The sequence below is a fragment of the Vibrio sp. 1731 genome (assembly GCF_033339955.1).
In the GTDB taxonomy this organism is placed as follows: domain Bacteria; phylum Pseudomonadota; class Gammaproteobacteria; order Enterobacterales; family Vibrionaceae; genus Vibrio; species Vibrio alginolyticus.
In genome coordinates, this window is sequence record NZ_JAWOVO010000010.1 from 36,961 (window position 1) to 53,832 (window position 16,872).

Genomic DNA, 16,872 nt, shown 5'->3' on the forward strand with positions numbered 1-16,872 from the left:
GATAATCGTGTCGTTTGAATTACACCCGCAATGGCAAGAGCGCCATGATGATGAGCATAAAATCCGTCGAGACGACCATCGGAGCCCGTACCAACGAGACCGAGCGCGCATTCTTCACTCGGCTGCATTTCGACGCCTACAAGCAAAAACCCAAGTACACGGCAATAGCTTGGAAGACTTTCACCGCAGTCGGTTAACACACTCCTTAGAAGCGTCGCAACTCGGGACCGGTATCGTCGCCCAACTAAAGAAAAAACAGCCAGAGTTCCGTGATCTATTACCATCAGACAGCTTAATTGATTCATTATGTTTGGCTCACGACATCGGGCATCCTCCATACGGTCATGGGGGAGAAGTCGCTCTAAACTACGTAATGCGCGAACATGGCGGCTTCGAGGGGAACGCCCAAACCTTTCGTATCGTCACTAAGTTAGAGCCTTATACCGAGCATTTCGGAATGAATTTATCACGCCGCACACTGCTTGGTTTGATTAAGTACCCTGCCCTCATTAGTCAAACACGCTCCGTCAAGTTGCCTCAACCAGCCGAGCATCAACGTAAACTAAAAGCAAAAGATTGGAGCCCAGCTAAAGGCATTTATGATTGTGATAAAGACTTATTTGATTGGGTAATTGCACCGCTTTCTGACAACGACAAGGCATTGCTTAGTCTGATGCGTTCAACGCCAGAATCGGAGTTTGAACACAGTAAAACGCGTTTTAAATCAATCGATTGCTCAATCATGGAGCTAGCAGATGATATCGCCTACGGTGTTCATGATTTAGAAGATGCAATCGTACTTGGTATGGTGACACGTCAGCAATGGCAAGAAGGCGCAGCAAGTCAATTAGCGGACTGTGGCGACCCGTGGTTTGAAGCTCATATCGATTCCATCGGACAGATGCTATTTAGCGGGAAGCACCATGAGCGGAAAGATGCCATCGGTGGTATGGTTAACGCGCTACTGACCAGCATTTCAATCAAAGCGGTGGATGAGCCGTTTAATAACCCGTTACTGTCTTGGAATGCGTGTTTAGAACCACAGATGGCACGTGCACTTGACGTACTCAAGCACTTTGTCAGCACCTTCGTTATCCAAGTCCCGCAGGTCCAGATCGTTGAGTATAAGGGTCAGCAAATTATTATGGATATTTTTGAAGCGTTAACAGCAGACCCAGAGCGATTACTACCCGTTCATACAAAAGATCTGTGGTGTCAGGCGAAGAGCGAAAGCAATAAGATGAGGGTCATCGCCGATTACATTTCTGCAATGACCGATGGTCACGCACAAAAGCTACACCGCCAACTTTTCTCTTCCATCGTTCTTTAGTAACACTCAACCTTTCAAATAATTCTTTTCAAAAACGCCCGGAGGCATCTGGGCGATTTGGAATTCGATCATATTTTCAAAGGCATGCATAAGCGGTGTAAAGTCTCGCTCGGGTTCAAGCAAGCGAAGCGAATGATAACCTGCCTCGACTGTCGATAAGCTATTCTCAGAGGGCGCCTTACGAATGGTGTAGTGCCCTTGTAGTTGCTTAGGCAACTGCACGGTTGGGAGTGGATGTAAGTTGCTTGAGAGTTGCCACATTTTGTACGCTTTTTTCCACGTACCATCGAGCAAAATCAAACGTATTTTCTTAGATACACTATGACTCGCTTGAGTGATTTCAGAAATGCATCGTGACCCTTCTGATGGGTAAAGAACAAAATGTTGATATGACTCATCCGCTAATAAGTGATTTAAGACATCATCACAAGAAAAGTCCTCTCCTATCAAACAAATACAGTTATCTAAACTCAAATTGAGAACCCGTGCCGTACCAAGCGGACGATGTTCTTCACTCGTGTGCTGAAGAATGATAAGTTCTACCTCGCTTGCCAGCGGTACAATCCATTGGCAAATACACGCTTTTTGCGATTTTCCACAACGAGAACAATAACGAGACATAGAGTGAACCTTTATACCTTGCTGAGTATTATCAGCGTGATCTGTTTGATACTTCAATTTGAACCAATGGCAAGCCTAACCGAGTGGCACAGCTACAATATACGCCATGGTGAATGGTGGCGAATCGTAACAGGAAATCTCACACATACCAACTTTGCGCACTTAGGAATGAACCTCGCCGGATTGTGGATCATTACTTTTATTTTTCGCCCAAGCACTCGTAACTTCCTTATCGTTTTTTCAATCTTATGTGCATGTGTTGGTGCGCTGAATTTGTTTACCAACATGTCGGTGTACGTGGGTTTATCCGGCGTATTACACGGATTGTTTGGATTTTGGGCGCTCAGAGAAGTCTTTGAAAGTAGAAGAAGCAGTGTGTTGTTAGTCGGAGGGCTAATCGCCAAAGTAGCATGGGAGCAGGTCTATGGCCCATCAAGCAGTACTGCTGAGCTTATCGGTGCAAACGTTGCTATTGATGCTCATATGTTTGGCGCACTCGGTGGGTTAGTAATGGCTTTACTGGAAAAAGGCCTTCGCCGTCGTTTATTCGGATAAAAAATCCCGAACCACGAAAGAGGTGCTGGTTCGGGAAAGCAGTAATAGGGAAGCAGATATTGTTCTGAATTCAGACTCAATAGCTGCAATACATCAAGCTACAGTAAAATGCGGTCTTCGTTTTTCTTAACTGTCGCTTCACCAATGCCTTTTACGCTCTTCAAATCTGCTGCCGTTTTAAAAGGGCCATGTTCCTCGCGGTAGTCCACTATACTCTGCGCTTTCTTCTCACCTATACCTTTCAACATGGTCGCAATTTCTTCAGCAGTGGCCGTGTTGATATTTACAGTAATTTCAATTCCTTCATATTTGTCAGTGGCTGAATCCGCAGCCATGCTAAAAGGTGCAAAAACAAATAAGCACAATGTCAAAATCCATTTCATATTGAACATACAATCTCCAAAATAGTAGGCTAAAAACAGTCATCGAGAGCGAGTCACTATCAAGTTTGCAATGGAAAGCAATATGGTTATGCATTTAACAAACTGAGATGACCCGGAATTCACAACGGCCGCTATCACTTAAACGCGCACTAATTTAAGTAATGCCTATTGATGATTGAAGTTCATAAAGACAAAAATAAAACGGACCGCTTATGCGGTCCGTTTTATTCAACATACAAATTACACTAATTGTGCTTAGTTGCTCACAACAAAGTACTCAATGTCAGTATTTGCACGCAGTACGGCTAGTACAGATGATAAGTCTTGCTGAGAAGATGCACGCTGCATTTGCATCGCAACTTGATCTTCTAACTCACTATCTAGCTCTGAGTTTACAGCATCAAGCTCGATGATAATGATGTTACCTTCAAGATCTTTAGACTGACCGTATACTGGTTTACCATCGACTGGTTTTGCCATCGCGAATACCGTTGTTGCCAACGGAGAACGACGATCTACGGTCTCTTGTTCACCAAAGGCAAGATTGTTTTCAGCAAGCACGTTCGTCTTACCTTCTTTCAATGCCGCAACGACTTGTGTTCCAAGCTCCATCGCTTCTTGCTCACCTTTAACACGAGATAGCTCTGCAACAACCTGATCTTTCACTTCTTCTAGTGGAAGAACTGTCTCGTCACGCGCATCTTCAACACGAACAACGATAATATGCTCAGGCGCAACTTCGATAGCTTCAGAGTTTAGGCCATCTTCTTTAACTTCAGGACTTAGGATAGCTTGCATTACAGCAGGGCTACGAAGCACTTCAGGTGCATCAACCTGAGAAATAAAGTCCGTTGTCTTCACTTCTTGGTTAACCGCTTGAGAAGCATCATACAATGAGTCTGGGTATTCAAACGCTACGCGCTCAAGCTCATTTTGCAACTCGTAGAATTGATCGATAGCTTGTTGGTCAACCATCTCTTGTTTGATTTCAGCAGCGACTTCTTCAAATGGCTTCGCCACAGAATCTTTTAGCTCTTCAAGCTTGATAATGTGATAGCCAAAGTCCGACTTTACTAGACCCGACGTATCGCCAGGATTCTTCAGTGCGAATGCCGCTTCTTCAAAAGCAGGGTCCATCACATCACGCTCGATCCAACCTAAGTCACCACCGTTTTCAGCGCTGCCAAAATCGTCAGATTTCTCTTGAGCAAGCGTCGCAAAATCTGCACCCGCGTTTAGCTCATCTAGGATAGCTTGCGCTTTTGCTTCATCGTCCCCTTCTACAAGAATGTGAGCGACACGGCGTTGCTCTTCTGAAGAGTATTTGTTTAAGTGCTCGTCGTAGTACTTTTTCACCTCAGCATCAGAAACATTAACTTGTTTCTTTAGCGCTTCAGCTGACAGTTCGATGTAAGAGACTTTAACCTGCTCTGGGCGTGTAAAGTTGTCTGGGTTTGCTTTGTAGTACTCTTGAATTTCTTCGTCGGTCAATTCAATATTTTTCGCAAACTCCGCTAAGTCGATCTGAATCGTGCGAATATCACGAGTTTGAGTGAACAGCTTGCCTTCTGCTTGTACTTCACCCGGCAGAATAAATTCACTGTTTTGTAGCGCATTCAGCAGTTGCTCACGAACCAATTCACGACGCATGTACTCAGCAAAAGAGTCTGGCGAAAAGCCTGCACGACGCAAAGAAGCTTGATAGATCTCTTGATCAAACTGACCATTAGATTGGAACTGAGGCATGTCTAGAATCATGCTACGCACTTGAGTGTCGCTGATTCGCAGACCCAAAGCTTCAGCTTGTTGGTCAAGCAACACGTCATTGATCATTCGATCTAAAACGGATTTGCGGAAAGATTCAACATATGCAGGGTCAGCCAGCATTTGAGAGAAGTAGTCACCCAACTGAGCTTGCATACGGTTACGCTCATTTTGGTATGCCATCTCGAACTCACCACGAGGAATCTCAGTGTTACCGACTTTCGCTGCAGAGTTGTTGCTACCACCAACGATGTAGCTACCTACACCTGCAAATACGAAAGACAGGATGATAAGTCCAAGGATAATTTTGACCGCGATGCTATTCACGCCTTCGCGTAGTCGATCCATCATAATTTAACTGCTCTCCACAATTGAAGCCTACTGCTTCTATCTAATAGAAATAATGGCGCAATAATATCAGAAAAAGAAATGCGCATCAGTATGATGCGCATAATTTAAGAAAGTTCGGCTCGAAGTTTGTAAATTTTTGTTCGAAACTTATTGTTTGAGCAAAAGTTAAGCAAATGGCCGGTTACAGAAATAACGCCGTGATTAGTTACAAGCGTCTTTCAGTGCTTTACCAGCTTTGAAAGCTGGTACTTTTGCTTCTGCGATTTGGATTTCTTCACCAGTTTTTGGGTTACGACCAGTACGTGCAGCACGAGTACGAACGCTGAATGTACCAAAGCCAACTAGAGCGACTTGATCACCAGATTGAAGAGTTCCGCTTACTGCTTCGATGAATGCATCTAGAGCACGACCCGCTGACGCTTTAGAAATATCTGCATTTTCTGCGATTTGTTCTACTAACTGAGTTTTATTCACTGTAATTTCCCCTTTGTGTCATCTGTGATTATTTTTGTGATGACTTTCGTTCCATTGTTAAGAAAATATGCTCCACCCCTTATTCATCAAGGGCTGGCAGCTATCGAAACTAACTTAGCGCCCAAAAAAAACGCTGACAAGCCTTTTTGGGCTTATCAGCGTAAACTTTTACTTATTTTTGCTACACATCACTATTTTTGAGACTCAAACTCAACGCCCGTCGGGTCTCGCTCTAGTGCGACTTTCAGTACTTCATCAATCCACTGTACAGGGATAACTTCCAGATCAGCGATAACATTATCAGGAATCTCTTCCAAATCACGCTCGTTATCTTTTGGAATTAGCACTGTCTTAATGCCACCACGGTGTGCCGCAAGTAACTTCTCTTTTAGGCCGCCGATAGGTAGAACCTCACCACGCAGTGTGATTTCACCCGTCATCGCTACTTCTGCTTTCACAGGGTTGCCTGTCAGAGAAGAAACCAATGCTGTACACATTGCTGTACCCGCACTTGGGCCATCTTTTGGTGTCGCGCCTTCCGGGACGTGTACGTGAATATCTTTCTTCTCGTAGAAGTCAGTATTGATACCTAGCTTTTCTGCACGAGAGCGAACCACTGTCATTGCTGCTTGGATAGACTCTTGCATCACATCACCAAGAGAACCCGTTTGTGTTAGCTTACCTTTACCTGGCATTGATTGAGTTTCAATCGTTAACAGATCGCCACCCACTTCGGTCCAAGCTAGACCAGTTACTTGACCAATTCGGTTACTTTCATCCGCTTTACCGTAATCGAAACGTTGAACACCTAAGTACTCTTTTAGGTTGTCCATCGTTACCGTTACTGACTTGATGTCCTTATCCAGCAAGATGTTCTTCACTGCTTTACGGCAGATCTTAGAAATCTCACGCTCTAAGTTACGGACACCCGCTTCACGCGTGTAGTAACGAATGATGCCAATAATCGCAGAATCTTCAATGACGATCTCATCCGCTTTCAAGCCATTACGCTTCACTTGTTTATCAACAAGGTGACGTTTTGCAATGTTCAGCTTCTCGTCTTCGGTGTAACCAGATAAACGAATAACTTCCATACGGTCTAACAATGGACCCGGGATGTTCATCGAGTTCGATGTCGCAACAAACATAACGTCAGAGAGATCGTAATCCACTTCTAAGTAGTGATCGTTGAACGAATTATTCTGTTCAGGATCAAGGACTTCTAGTAGAGCCGATGCCGGATCACCACGCATATCTGAAGACATTTTGTCGATTTCGTCCAATAAGAACAGCGGGTTTTTCACACCAACTTTCGACATTTTCTGGATCAATTTGCCTGGTAATGAGCCGATATAAGTACGACGATGACCACGAATTTCCGCTTCATCACGCACACCACCCAACGCCATACGAACATACTTACGGCCTGTAGCTGAAGCAATTGAACGACCAAGAGACGTTTTACCTACACCAGGAGGACCAACAAGACAAAGGATAGGACCTTTTAGCTTGTTGATACGGTTTTGAACCGCCAGGTATTCAAGGATACGTTCTTTGACGCGTTCTAGACCGTAGTGATCTTCATTAAGAACCTCTTCTGCTTTCGCTAAGTTTTTCTTAACTTTTGAGCGCTTAGCCCAAGGAACGCTGACCATCCAATCGATGTAGCTACGAACCACTGTTGCTTCAGCAGACATTGGAGACATCATCTTAAGCTTTTGCAGCTCTTGCTCTGTCTTTTCACGTGCCTCTTGAGGCATTTTTGATTCGTCAATCTTCTTCTGTAGCGTTTCGAACTCGTCTGGTGCGTCTTCCATCTCACCAAGTTCTTTCTGGATCGCTTTCATTTGCTCATTCAGATAGTACTCACGCTGAGATTTTTCCATTTGCTTTTTAACGCGACCACGAATTCGTTTTTCAACTTGCAGCAAGTCGATCTCTGATTCCATCTGGCCCATCAGGAATTCCAGACGCTCAGTGACGTCAACAATTTCAAGCACTTGCTGCTTATCCACCAACTTTAACGGCATATGAGCCGCGATGGTATCCGCTAAGCGTGCAGCTTCGTCGATACCATTAAGTGACGTTAGCACTTCTGGTGGAATCTTCTTGTTTAGCTTAATGAACCCTTCAAACTGATTAATCGCGCTGCGCACAATCACTTCTTGCTCACGCTCATCCAATTCTGGCGTAACAACAAATTCAGCTTCCGCTAAGAAGAAGTCACTCTCTTTAAAGTGATTGATTTTTGCTCGCTGCTGGCCTTCGACCAATACTTTTACTGTGCCATCCGGAAGCTTCAAGAGCTGGAGAATGGTGGCTACCGTACCTACGTCAAATAGGTCGTCAACCGTAGGCTCGTCAGTATCCGCTTGCTTTTGTGCCACAAGAAGAACTTGTTTGTTGGTTTCCATCGCCGTTTCTAGACAGCTAATCGATTTCTCACGACCAACAAACAATGGAATAACCATGTGTGGGTAGACCACTACGTCACGTAGAGGTAGTACCGGGATCTCGATACGCTCGGAACGTTCCAAGTTCATATAATTCTCTCTTCCGCTTTCACGTTTAACGTATTACTTAAGGCAGTATATGGGGGCTAATTGTTTGGATTCAATAAGAGAAATAAAAAAAGGAGGTAATTACTTACCTCCTTTTTCATTATGGCTGAATTTACTCTGCTCCAGCTGCCTGATTGTCTGCGTTACTGTAAATAAGCAGTGGCTCTGACTCGCCATTAATGACGGACTCATCAATCACGACTTTACTAACGTCTGTTGCAGATGGTAATTCGTACATGGTTTCAAGTAGCACGCCTTCAAGAATCGAGCGTAAGCCACGAGCACCTGTTTTACGCTCCATTGCTTTTTTCGCGATAGCGCGCAGCGCATCTTCACGGAATTCAAGTTCGGCGTTTTCTAGCTCAAACAATGCTGCATATTGCTTGGTCAGTGCGTTCTTCGGTTCACATAGGATCTGAATCAACGCTTCTTCATCAAGCTCAGTCAGTGTTGTTGTTACAGGTAGACGACCAATGAATTCTGGAATGAGGCCGTACTTCACTAAGTCTTCAGGTTCAACTTGAGTAAATAGCTCACCTACTGTCTTCGATTCATTCTTCGAACGAACTTCAGCACCAAAGCCAATACCTGTACCTGTTGCAACACGCTGCTCAATCACTTTGTCTAAGCCAGCAAAAGCACCACCACAGATGAACAGAATCTTAGATGTGTCCACTTGTAGGAATTCTTGCTGAGGATGCTTACGACCACCTTGAGGTGGAACCGATGCAACCGTACCTTCGATAAGTTTTAGTAGCGCCTGCTGAACACCTTCACCAGATACGTCACGCGTAATAGATGGGTTTTCAGCTTTGCGTGAAATCTTATCAATTTCATCAATGTAAACGATGCCGCGTTCCGCTTTAGCTACATCGTAATCACATTTTTGCAGAAGCTTTTGGATGATGTTTTCAACGTCTTCACCTACGTAACCGGCTTCGGTTAGTGTCGTCGCGTCTGCCATTGTAAATGGCACATCCAAGAATCGAGCTAATGTCTCCGCAAGTAGTGTTTTACCACTACCTGTAGGACCAATTAGAAGGATGTTACTCTTACCAAGCTCCACACCTTCGCTCGTTGTATCACCATTGCGTAAACGCTTGTAGTGGTTATATACCGCAACTGCGAGCACTTTTTTCGCGTAATCTTGCCCGATCACATAGTCATCAAGGTGTTCACGGATCTGTTTTGGCGTTGGTAACGCTTCAGATTCTTTCTTAGGGAGAACATCCTTGATTTCTTCGCGAATAATATCGTTACATAAGTCGACACACTCGTCGCAAATGTACACTGACGGACCTGCGATTAGCTTGCGAACTTCGTGCTGACTTTTGCCGCAGAAAGAACAGTACAGCAATTTACCGCTGCCACTTTCTTTGCTTTTATCTGTCATTCGCTAACCTCTTAGCCTTTACTCTTCATGAATGAGTGTATATCAATTTTTGCCAAAATGCGCTGGCTAATTACTCGCCACGGTGGCTTAACACTGCATCCACGATACCGTATTCCACAGCCTGCTCTGATGACATGAAGTTATCACGATCAGTATCGCGCTCAATGACTTCAAGAGGTTGGCCTGTATGTTCTGCTAACAACTTGTTTAGCTTCTGTTTAATCGTCAGGATTTCCTGAGCATGGATTTGGATATCAGAAGCTTGACCCTGGAAACCACCCAATGGTTGGTGGATCATTACACGAGAGTTAGGCAGTACGTAACGCTTACCTGGCGCACCACCTGCAAGCAGGAAGGCACCCATTGAACATGCTTGACCCATACACACAGTGCTGACATTTGGCTTAATGAACTGCATGGTATCGTAAATAGACATACCAGCTGTTACGCTGCCGCCTGGCGAGTTGATGTATAGGAAAATATCTTTATCTGGATTTTCAGATTCTAGGAAAAGTAGCTGAGCCACGACAAGGTTTGCCATGTGGTCTTCCACTTGACCCGTTAAAAAAATCACGCGCTCTTTCAGCAGACGTGAGTAGATGTCGTAAGAGCGTTCGCCTCGGGAAGTTTGTTCAACCACCATTGGTACTAGCGCGTCCATAATTGGCGACATTGCATTTTTTTCTTGGTAGCTCATATTCTTATGTCCCTAAAATAAATGGCCCGGATGATGACTATCATACGGACCATTGTTAGCAGAATAGTTAACGTTAAGTCAACCTTCTACGCAAGATATTGCTTATTAAGCAGCAGGTTGTTGTTGGTTAAGTAGCTCGTTGAAGCCTACTTCTTTCTCAGAAACCTGTGCTTTAGCGATGATCGCGTCGATTGCTTGCTCTTCTAGAGCTACGTTGCGCATGTTGTTCATCATTTCTTCGTTTTGCTCGTAGTAAGCAATAACTTCTGATGGATCTTCGTATGCAGTAGCCATTTCTTCGATTAGAGCTTTAACTTTCTCGTCGTCCGCTTTTAGCTCTTCAGATTTGATTACTTCACCTAGTAGAAGACCAACAACTACGCGACGTTTAGCTTGTTCTTCGAACAGTTCACGTGGAAGCTGAGCAGCAGCTTCTGGGTTACCACCGAAGCGTTGTGCAGCTTGTTGACGTAGAACTTGGATTTCTTGCTCGATAAGCGCTGATGGTACGTTGATGTCGTTTTGCTCAACTAGACCGTCAATCGCTTGCTCTTTGATGCGGTTCTTAACAGCTTGCTTAAGTTCGCGTTCCATGTTCTTACGAACTTCAGCTTTAAGTGCTTCAACACCACCTTCAACAACACCGAACTTAGCAACGAACTCGTCGTTTAGTTCTGGAAGTTCACGAGCTTCAACTTTGTTCACTTTGATTGCGAACTTAGCTGCTTTACCTTTTAGGTTTTCAGCGTGGTAATCTTCTGGGAAAGTCACGTCGATGTCGAATTCCATACCAGCAGTTTTACCTGCGATACCGTCTTCGAAACCAGGGATCATGCGACCAGCACCCATTTCTAGAGGGAAGTTCTCAGCTTTACCGCCTTCGAACTCTTCACCGTCGATAGAACCAACGAAGTCGATGCTTACGCGTTTGCCATCTTCTGCTGCTTCTTCAACTTCAACCCAAGTTGCTTGTTGCTTACGTAGAGTATCGATCATCTCTTCTACGTCTGCATCTTTAACTTCTGTTAGTGGTTTTTCAACAGTGATGCTCTCTAGGCCTTTAAGCTCAACTTCTGGGTAAACTTCAAAAGTTGCAGTGAAAACTAGGTCTGAACCTTCTTTGTTCTCTACAGGAGCGAAAGTTGGAGCGCCAGCTGGGTTGATTTTCTCTTTAACGATAGCTTCGATGAAGTGGCGTTGCATTACTTCACCAAGAACGTCTTGACGTACTGCTTTGCCGTACATCTTAGCAACCATTTTTAGAGGCACTTTACCCTTACGGAAACCATCGAAACGACGGTTTTTAGCGATGTTGCGTAGTTCAGCTGTTACAGCGTCTTCGATGTTTGCAGCTGGAACAGTAATGTTTAGACGGCGCTCTAGGCCCTCTAGCGTTTCAACAGTAACTTGCATTATATATAAACCTCTAAAGTGGCTCGGTTTTCCGAGCGTATGAGCGAAACTCAGAGGAGCTTACGCTTCATCCTTGTGTAGTGTTCTGTCCGAACACCTAATTTAAAATCGAGTATCGATACTGGTTGTCAGTACCGGACTAATCAGTGATATCTTCGATAAAATAACCAAAGGTATCTCCTATTAGCCTCAGGACAGAATTTTTAGACGCGACATTCTAGCGATCTGTCGCAACCCTGTCGAGCCAATAGCCACTATGTGGACATTGTCTGCGCTAAATTCTCGAATGCTGACCCATTTTTTCTTCAAAAATGCGATTCAGACACCGTCTAAGCATCGCCAGCATATCTAGAATGGGGACAATAGCGACTTTTTCAAGAGAATCGACCGGTTTTTTTATCGAAAAGCCTAAAAAGAGATCTTGCTCTTGTTTTACTCCACAGAGTTGAAAACTAAATCCCTAATCCTTCCTACAAACTATTAACATTTTCTTACGTGACCAAAGGAAGTTGTAAGGAGTGTAAGGATGTCGCAAAAAAAACGGATTCTGCTGACATTTTTTGCTTTCTATTTCCTGTCCGCAATTATCGGTGGCCATTGGGTTTGGCAGACCAGTTATCAATCTCTACTTGATAAACACCAATCACAGTTGGAGCAGTTTTCTGGCCATATAAAAAATAAACTCGATAAGTACGCCCATATTCCAAATCTTCTCGCTAAAGATGATCCTCTTTATCAAGCGCTTCTGCACCCCAACAACAGTGCGCAACTGGAAATCACTAATCGGTATTTAGAATCCGTTAATGGCGTGATTGAAGCAGCGGATACGTACTTAATCGATCAATGGGGTACAACGATCGCGGCCAGCAACTGGCGTAAAGAGCGCTCCTTTATCGGGCGAAATTTTGCATTTCGCCCTTATTTCAAACAAGCCATTGTAGGCAAAAGAAGCCAATACTACGCACTGGGCTCAACATCTGGTAAACGTGGCTACTACTATTCTTATCCCATCGTATACGCTGGCGGTGTACTTGGTGTCGTCGTGGTGAAGATGGACCTAAGTAAGATAGAGGACAACTGGCAGCAACCAAACAGTGTTTTTGTCGCCAGCGACCCATACGAAATTGTTTTCATGAGTAGCCGAAGTGAATGGCTGCTCAAAAGCTTACAACCACTGACAAAAAAAGAGAAAAAGCAAGTTTGGGCAAGCCAACAATATCTTGATGCGCCAATTGAAACGCTTGGATTAGTGGGTAGTTTGGACGAGGTGCATTCTGAGCTTAAACAGGGTTACCCATACAATAAAGGAACCTTGGTAGTCTCTTCGCTGCCCCTACCCGAACTCAAACTGACTATTCGTGTGCTGTCTCCTAAACAGTCGATCGTTTGGTTCACCATGGGTTACATCTTTGTACTCACTCTAGCATTCATGGTTTTGTTTTTAATTGGTCAGCTTATCTATCACCGTCAACAGCGTCACTTGCAACTTGAACGAATTCAACAAGAAGCAAATCAAAAGTTGGAATATCAAGTCATGGCACGGACTGCCGAGTTGCAAGCGGAGATCGCACAGCGTATCGATACCGAACAAACTTTACGCGTTACTCAAGACGAATTGGTGCAAGCAGCGAAACTCGCGGTGTTAGGACAAATGTCGGCCAGTATCAGCCATGAACTGAATAATCCACTTGCGGCAATTCGTAGCTTTGCGGAGAACGGCAAGCTGTTTCTAAAAAAAGAAAAATATGAGCGAGTGGAAGATAATCTCACTCGCATTTCTGCTCTCACTGACCGTATGGCAAATATCAGTCAGCAACTTCGCTCTTTCGCCAAAAAAACCAGTGGTGACGAGTTGGCTCAATCTCGACTGTTCCCTGTTATTGCCTCTGTAAAAGAACTGATGAAGCCCGCATTTAAATCAGGGCGCGTCACGTTAGAAACAAATTTGCCAGAGCATGATGTTGAAGTGCAGATCAATATTATTCAACTGGAGCAAGTGTTGGTCAATTTACTGACTAATGCGATAGAAGCACTCAAAGAGCAACAAGACAAACAGGTAGAATTATCTGTAGAACACGATGAGCACACTGATTTGGTTTGGATTCATGTTGATGATAATGGCCCAGGGCTTGGCTCTTTCTCACTTTCTGATTTATGTGAACCGTTTCTAACCACTAAACTGAACGGTTTAGGTTTGGGTCTCTCTATCTCGCAACAAATCTTAGCCAGTATGAATGGAAAATTATGTGCCCATAATCGAGAACAAGGCGGCGCTCGATTCTCATTGTGTTTACCTATCACTTCTTACAACACTGAACCATCAAAAGGATAAGATCATGTGTCAGGTGTTTTTTATTGATGATGAGGCCGATCTCAGAATCGCTATAGAACAGACCTTTGAACTGGCGGATATCGACGCCAAGTTTTTTGTGGATGCAGAATCGGCTTTAATAGCGATGCAGCAAGGAGAAGAAGCTGGCGTCGTGGTCACTGATATCTGTTTGCCGGGCATTTCTGGTATGGATATGCTGACAACTTTGACTCAACGCGATGCAAACTTACCCGTCATCATGATCACTGGACACGGTGATATTTCCATGGCTGTGCAAGCCCTTCATCAAGGCGCTTACGACTTTATTGAGAAACCTTTTGCGCCAGAACATTTGGTTGAAACGGTTAAGCGGGCGATTGAGAAGCGCAAACTAACCAATGAAAATGAAAAACTGCGCCTGTCACTTAAAGCCAGTAAAACCCTTGGTCCACGAGTTATTGGTGAAACCTCTAGCATCCAAATATTACGAGAGACCATCACCCAAATCGCCGATACCGACGCCGATATTTTATTGTTTGGTGAAACTGGTACAGGGAAAGAGTTAATCGCTCGTTCTTTACATGAGCAAAGCTCTCGCCGGAACCAAAACTTTGTCGCCGTAAATTGTGGAGCGGTTCCAGAGAACTTAATTGAGAGTGAACTCTACGGCCATGAAAAAGGCGCATTCACTGGCGCCGAAAGCCGTCGTATCGGTAAATTTGAGTTTGCACAAGGCGGCACACTTTTCTTGGATGAGATCGAGTCGATGCCTATCCAAGCCCAAATTCGTTTATTGAGGGTATTACAAGAGCGCGTGATTGAGCGTGTCGGCTCCAATGAATTATTGCCTTTAGATATTCGAGTGATTGCCGCAACAAAGGTCGATTTAAAACACGCAGCTGAAGAAGGTACTTTCCGTCAGGATCTCTATTATCGGCTCAATGTCGTGACCCTGGATCTCCCGCCACTACGCGAACGAAAAGAAGACATTCCCGCCCTCTTTCACCACTTTCTGTTGGTAGCAGCTTCACGTTATGGCAAAAGCTCACCTAGCTTGTCACCCCAAGATCTAGCGCAACTGATGAGCCATGACTGGCCTGGCAATGTTCGAGAACTCAGAAATGCTGCAGAGCGTTTTGTGCTATTGGGTAAGTTAATTCAGTTGGGAGAATCGAACCCAGTTGCTAAATCTTCCTCAAGCCTTGCAGAGCAAGTGGCGGAGTTTGAGAGAGCAGCCATTGAAGGCGCTTTATTAGAAAACAACGGTAGTATTAAACAGACAATGTGCCAATTGAATGTGCCAAGAAAAACCCTTTACGACAAGATGCAGCGCTACCAAATAAATAAAGACCTTTACAAATAAAACACGTTCAAATAGCTGGCATTATATTCAACTTGAATCATAATTTTTAACAACGGGTTTATCATGGTTGTTATAGATATGAACGAAAAAGTGAGAATACCGATTGTTACAGATACCGTGCTCGTAGACGGTTGCTATCAAGAAGAGAGAAGATTCGGTGAAGAGCGTCGTAAAAATAAAAAGAGGTGGCGACACTATGAACGTCGAATTAATTCAGACCCGCGCAAAACTTGTTACAAGTCAATAGACGAAGAGGTGTGAATTCTCACACCTCTTTCTACTTTCTGGCTTCCATTACTTGGTAATGATCTCCGGCCCCATCAAGGTAGTAGGCAACCAAGTCGAAACCCATGGTACATATGTGACGATAATTAGGAACAAGAACATCACTCCAACCCAGGGTAATGCTGCCTTCACTACGTTCATCATCGACATTTTGGCAACACCAGCGGTCACAAATAAGTTAAGACCCACGGGCGGCGTTATCATTCCTATCTCCATATTCACCACCATCATTATGCCCAAATGAATTGGGTCTATACCTAATGCAATCGCAATTGGGAACACGAGCGGCGCAACAATGATCAACAAGCCTGATGGCTCCATGAACTGACCACCAATCAACAACAAGACGTTCACCACAATCAAGAAAGTGATTGGTCCGAGACCAGCCGAGAGCATCGACTCGGTGATCATTTGCGGGATGCGTTCTTCCGTTAAAACATGCTTCAAAATTAAGGCATTAGCAATGATGAACAGCAGCATGATGGTGAGTTTACCCGCTTCATACAGGGTGTGTTTGGTGTCTTTATGAACAAAGGTTTGGAAGATTTTAACGAGCGCAGGTTTAGTGTTTTCCTTGTCTGCAAATGGCCCCATGTCTTTGTATACAAAGTTAGCAATAAAGAATGAGTACACAGCAGCAACCGCAGCGGCTTCTGTCGGCGTAAAGATACCGCCATAGATACCACCAAGAATGATGACGACCAACAACAAGCCCCAGCTTGCATCCTTGGCGGCATCAAAAGTTTCTTTCCAACCGACAAAAGGTTGCTTTGGAAGGTTCTTGATTCTCGCGGCAATGTAAATCGCGATCATCAACATGACACCCGCCAGCAAACCGGGAATCACACCACCAAGGAACATACGTCCAACTGACACATCCGTTGCGGCTGCATACACCACCATCACAATCGAAGGTGGGATCAAAATCCCTAGCGTACCTGCGTTACAAATTACCCCAGAGGCAAACTCTTTTGAGTAACCGTTTTTGATCATACCTGCGATAACAATACTACCTATGGCAACAACCGTTGCAGGTGAGGAACCTGACAACGCGGCAAACATCATACACGCGACAACCGAAGCCATCGCCAAACCGCCGCGGAACCAGCCTACAATGGCAATGGCGAAACGAATGATCCGCTTTGCTACGCCACCCGTCGACATAAAGCTTGAAGCCAATATAAAGAATGGAATAGCCAATAGCGTGTAGTGGCCCGCGAATGCATTAAACAGCGTTTGAGCAACTGACGCTAAAGAGGCATCCGAATGCATTAAAAGGAAAAGAACACTGGAAAGGCCCAGCGAAATAGCAATTGGCACGCCAACCAGCATAAAGCCAATTACCATCAAAAATAGAAATAAGATATCCAT

At 44.4% G+C, this 16,872-nt stretch carries 14 protein-coding genes and 1 pseudogene; 5 read left to right on the forward strand and 10 right to left on the reverse strand.

The features are described 5' to 3' along the window. Nucleotides 1-7: 7 nt before the first annotated feature. On the forward strand, nucleotides 8-1,330 hold the full coding sequence (locus R7035_RS13405) for an anti-phage deoxyguanosine triphosphatase (protein ID WP_053350467.1): 1,323 nt from the start codon (nucleotides 8-10) through the stop codon (nucleotides 1,328-1,330). 6 nt (nucleotides 1,331-1,336) lie between these two features. Here R7035_RS13405 and R7035_RS13410 read toward each other — a convergent pair whose 3' ends face one another. Continuing rightward, nucleotides 1,337-1,951: a tRNA-uridine aminocarboxypropyltransferase gene (locus R7035_RS13410; RefSeq protein ID WP_262651946.1), complete on the reverse strand. Its 615-nt coding sequence runs from the start codon at nucleotides 1,949-1,951 to the stop codon at nucleotides 1,337-1,339. Nucleotides 1,952-1,954: 3 nt separating this feature from the next. Here R7035_RS13410 and rrtA point away from each other — a divergent pair, with 3 nt between their 5' ends. After that, nucleotides 1,955-2,506, forward strand: a complete 552-nt coding sequence (rrtA, locus tag R7035_RS13415; protein ID WP_005382331.1) for a rhombosortase — start codon at nucleotides 1,955-1,957, stop codon at nucleotides 2,504-2,506. A gap of 98 nt (nucleotides 2,507-2,604) precedes the next feature. On the opposite strand, the gene R7035_RS13420 is transcribed toward rrtA, so the two are convergent. From R7035_RS13420 to R7035_RS13455, 8 genes and pseudogenes are all read right to left on the reverse strand, one after another. Next, nucleotides 2,605-2,889, reverse strand: coding sequence for a ComEA family DNA-binding protein (locus R7035_RS13420; RefSeq protein WP_031777211.1), 285 nt, complete (start codon nucleotides 2,887-2,889; stop codon nucleotides 2,605-2,607). A 255-nt stretch (nucleotides 2,890-3,144) separates the two neighbouring features. After that, on the reverse strand, nucleotides 3,145-5,004 hold the full coding sequence (ppiD, locus tag R7035_RS13425) for a peptidylprolyl isomerase (protein ID WP_256901320.1): 1,860 nt from the start codon (nucleotides 5,002-5,004) through the stop codon (nucleotides 3,145-3,147). A 201-nt stretch (nucleotides 5,005-5,205) separates the two neighbouring features. Continuing rightward, on the reverse strand, nucleotides 5,206-5,478 hold the full coding sequence (locus R7035_RS13430) for an HU family DNA-binding protein (protein ID WP_005382341.1): 273 nt from the start codon (nucleotides 5,476-5,478) through the stop codon (nucleotides 5,206-5,208). A gap of 191 nt (nucleotides 5,479-5,669) precedes the next feature. Then, nucleotides 5,670-8,021: an endopeptidase La gene (gene lon / locus R7035_RS13435; protein WP_005382343.1), complete on the reverse strand. Its 2,352-nt coding sequence runs from the start codon at nucleotides 8,019-8,021 to the stop codon at nucleotides 5,670-5,672. Between the two features lie 130 nt (nucleotides 8,022-8,151). After that, nucleotides 8,152-9,432, reverse strand: coding sequence for an ATP-dependent protease ATP-binding subunit ClpX (clpX, locus tag R7035_RS13440; protein WP_005382345.1), 1,281 nt, complete (start codon nucleotides 9,430-9,432; stop codon nucleotides 8,152-8,154). Nucleotides 9,433-9,502: 70 nt separating this feature from the next. Beyond that, nucleotides 9,503-10,129 carry an ATP-dependent Clp endopeptidase proteolytic subunit ClpP gene (clpP, locus tag R7035_RS13445; protein WP_005382347.1) on the reverse strand — a complete coding sequence of 209 codons (627 nt, stop codon included), beginning with the start codon at nucleotides 10,127-10,129 and terminating at the stop codon, nucleotides 9,503-9,505. Nucleotides 10,130-10,234: 105 nt separating this feature from the next. Next, the gene (gene tig, locus R7035_RS13450; RefSeq protein WP_005382251.1) at nucleotides 10,235-11,542 is read right to left on the reverse strand and encodes a trigger factor; all 1,308 of its coding nucleotides are present in this window, start codon (nucleotides 11,540-11,542) and stop codon (nucleotides 10,235-10,237) included. A gap of 274 nt (nucleotides 11,543-11,816) precedes the next feature. Further along, nucleotides 11,817-12,029: pseudogene (locus R7035_RS13455) on the reverse strand (hypothetical protein). 39 nt (nucleotides 12,030-12,068) lie between these two features. Here R7035_RS13455 and R7035_RS13460 point away from each other — a divergent pair. From R7035_RS13460 to R7035_RS13470, 3 genes are all read left to right on the forward strand, one after another. Further along, complete coding sequence (locus R7035_RS13460) at nucleotides 12,069-13,874, forward strand: ATP-binding protein (RefSeq protein ID WP_033906887.1); 1,806 nt, start codon at nucleotides 12,069-12,071, stop codon at nucleotides 13,872-13,874. Nucleotides 13,875-13,878: 4 nt separating this feature from the next. Next, nucleotides 13,879-15,216 carry a sigma-54-dependent transcriptional regulator gene (locus tag R7035_RS13465; RefSeq protein WP_005382254.1) on the forward strand — a complete coding sequence of 446 codons (1,338 nt, stop codon included), beginning with the start codon at nucleotides 13,879-13,881 and terminating at the stop codon, nucleotides 15,214-15,216. A gap of 78 nt (nucleotides 15,217-15,294) precedes the next feature. Further along, entirely contained in the window at nucleotides 15,295-15,477 is a 183-nt protein-coding gene (locus R7035_RS13470; RefSeq protein ID WP_021034161.1) for a hypothetical protein, read from the forward strand. Nucleotides 15,478-15,510: 33 nt separating this feature from the next. Here the strand turns inward: R7035_RS13470 and R7035_RS13475 are convergent, their stop codons facing one another. Then, entirely contained in the window at nucleotides 15,511-16,872 is a 1,362-nt protein-coding gene (locus R7035_RS13475) for a TRAP transporter large permease (protein ID WP_170890775.1), read from the reverse strand.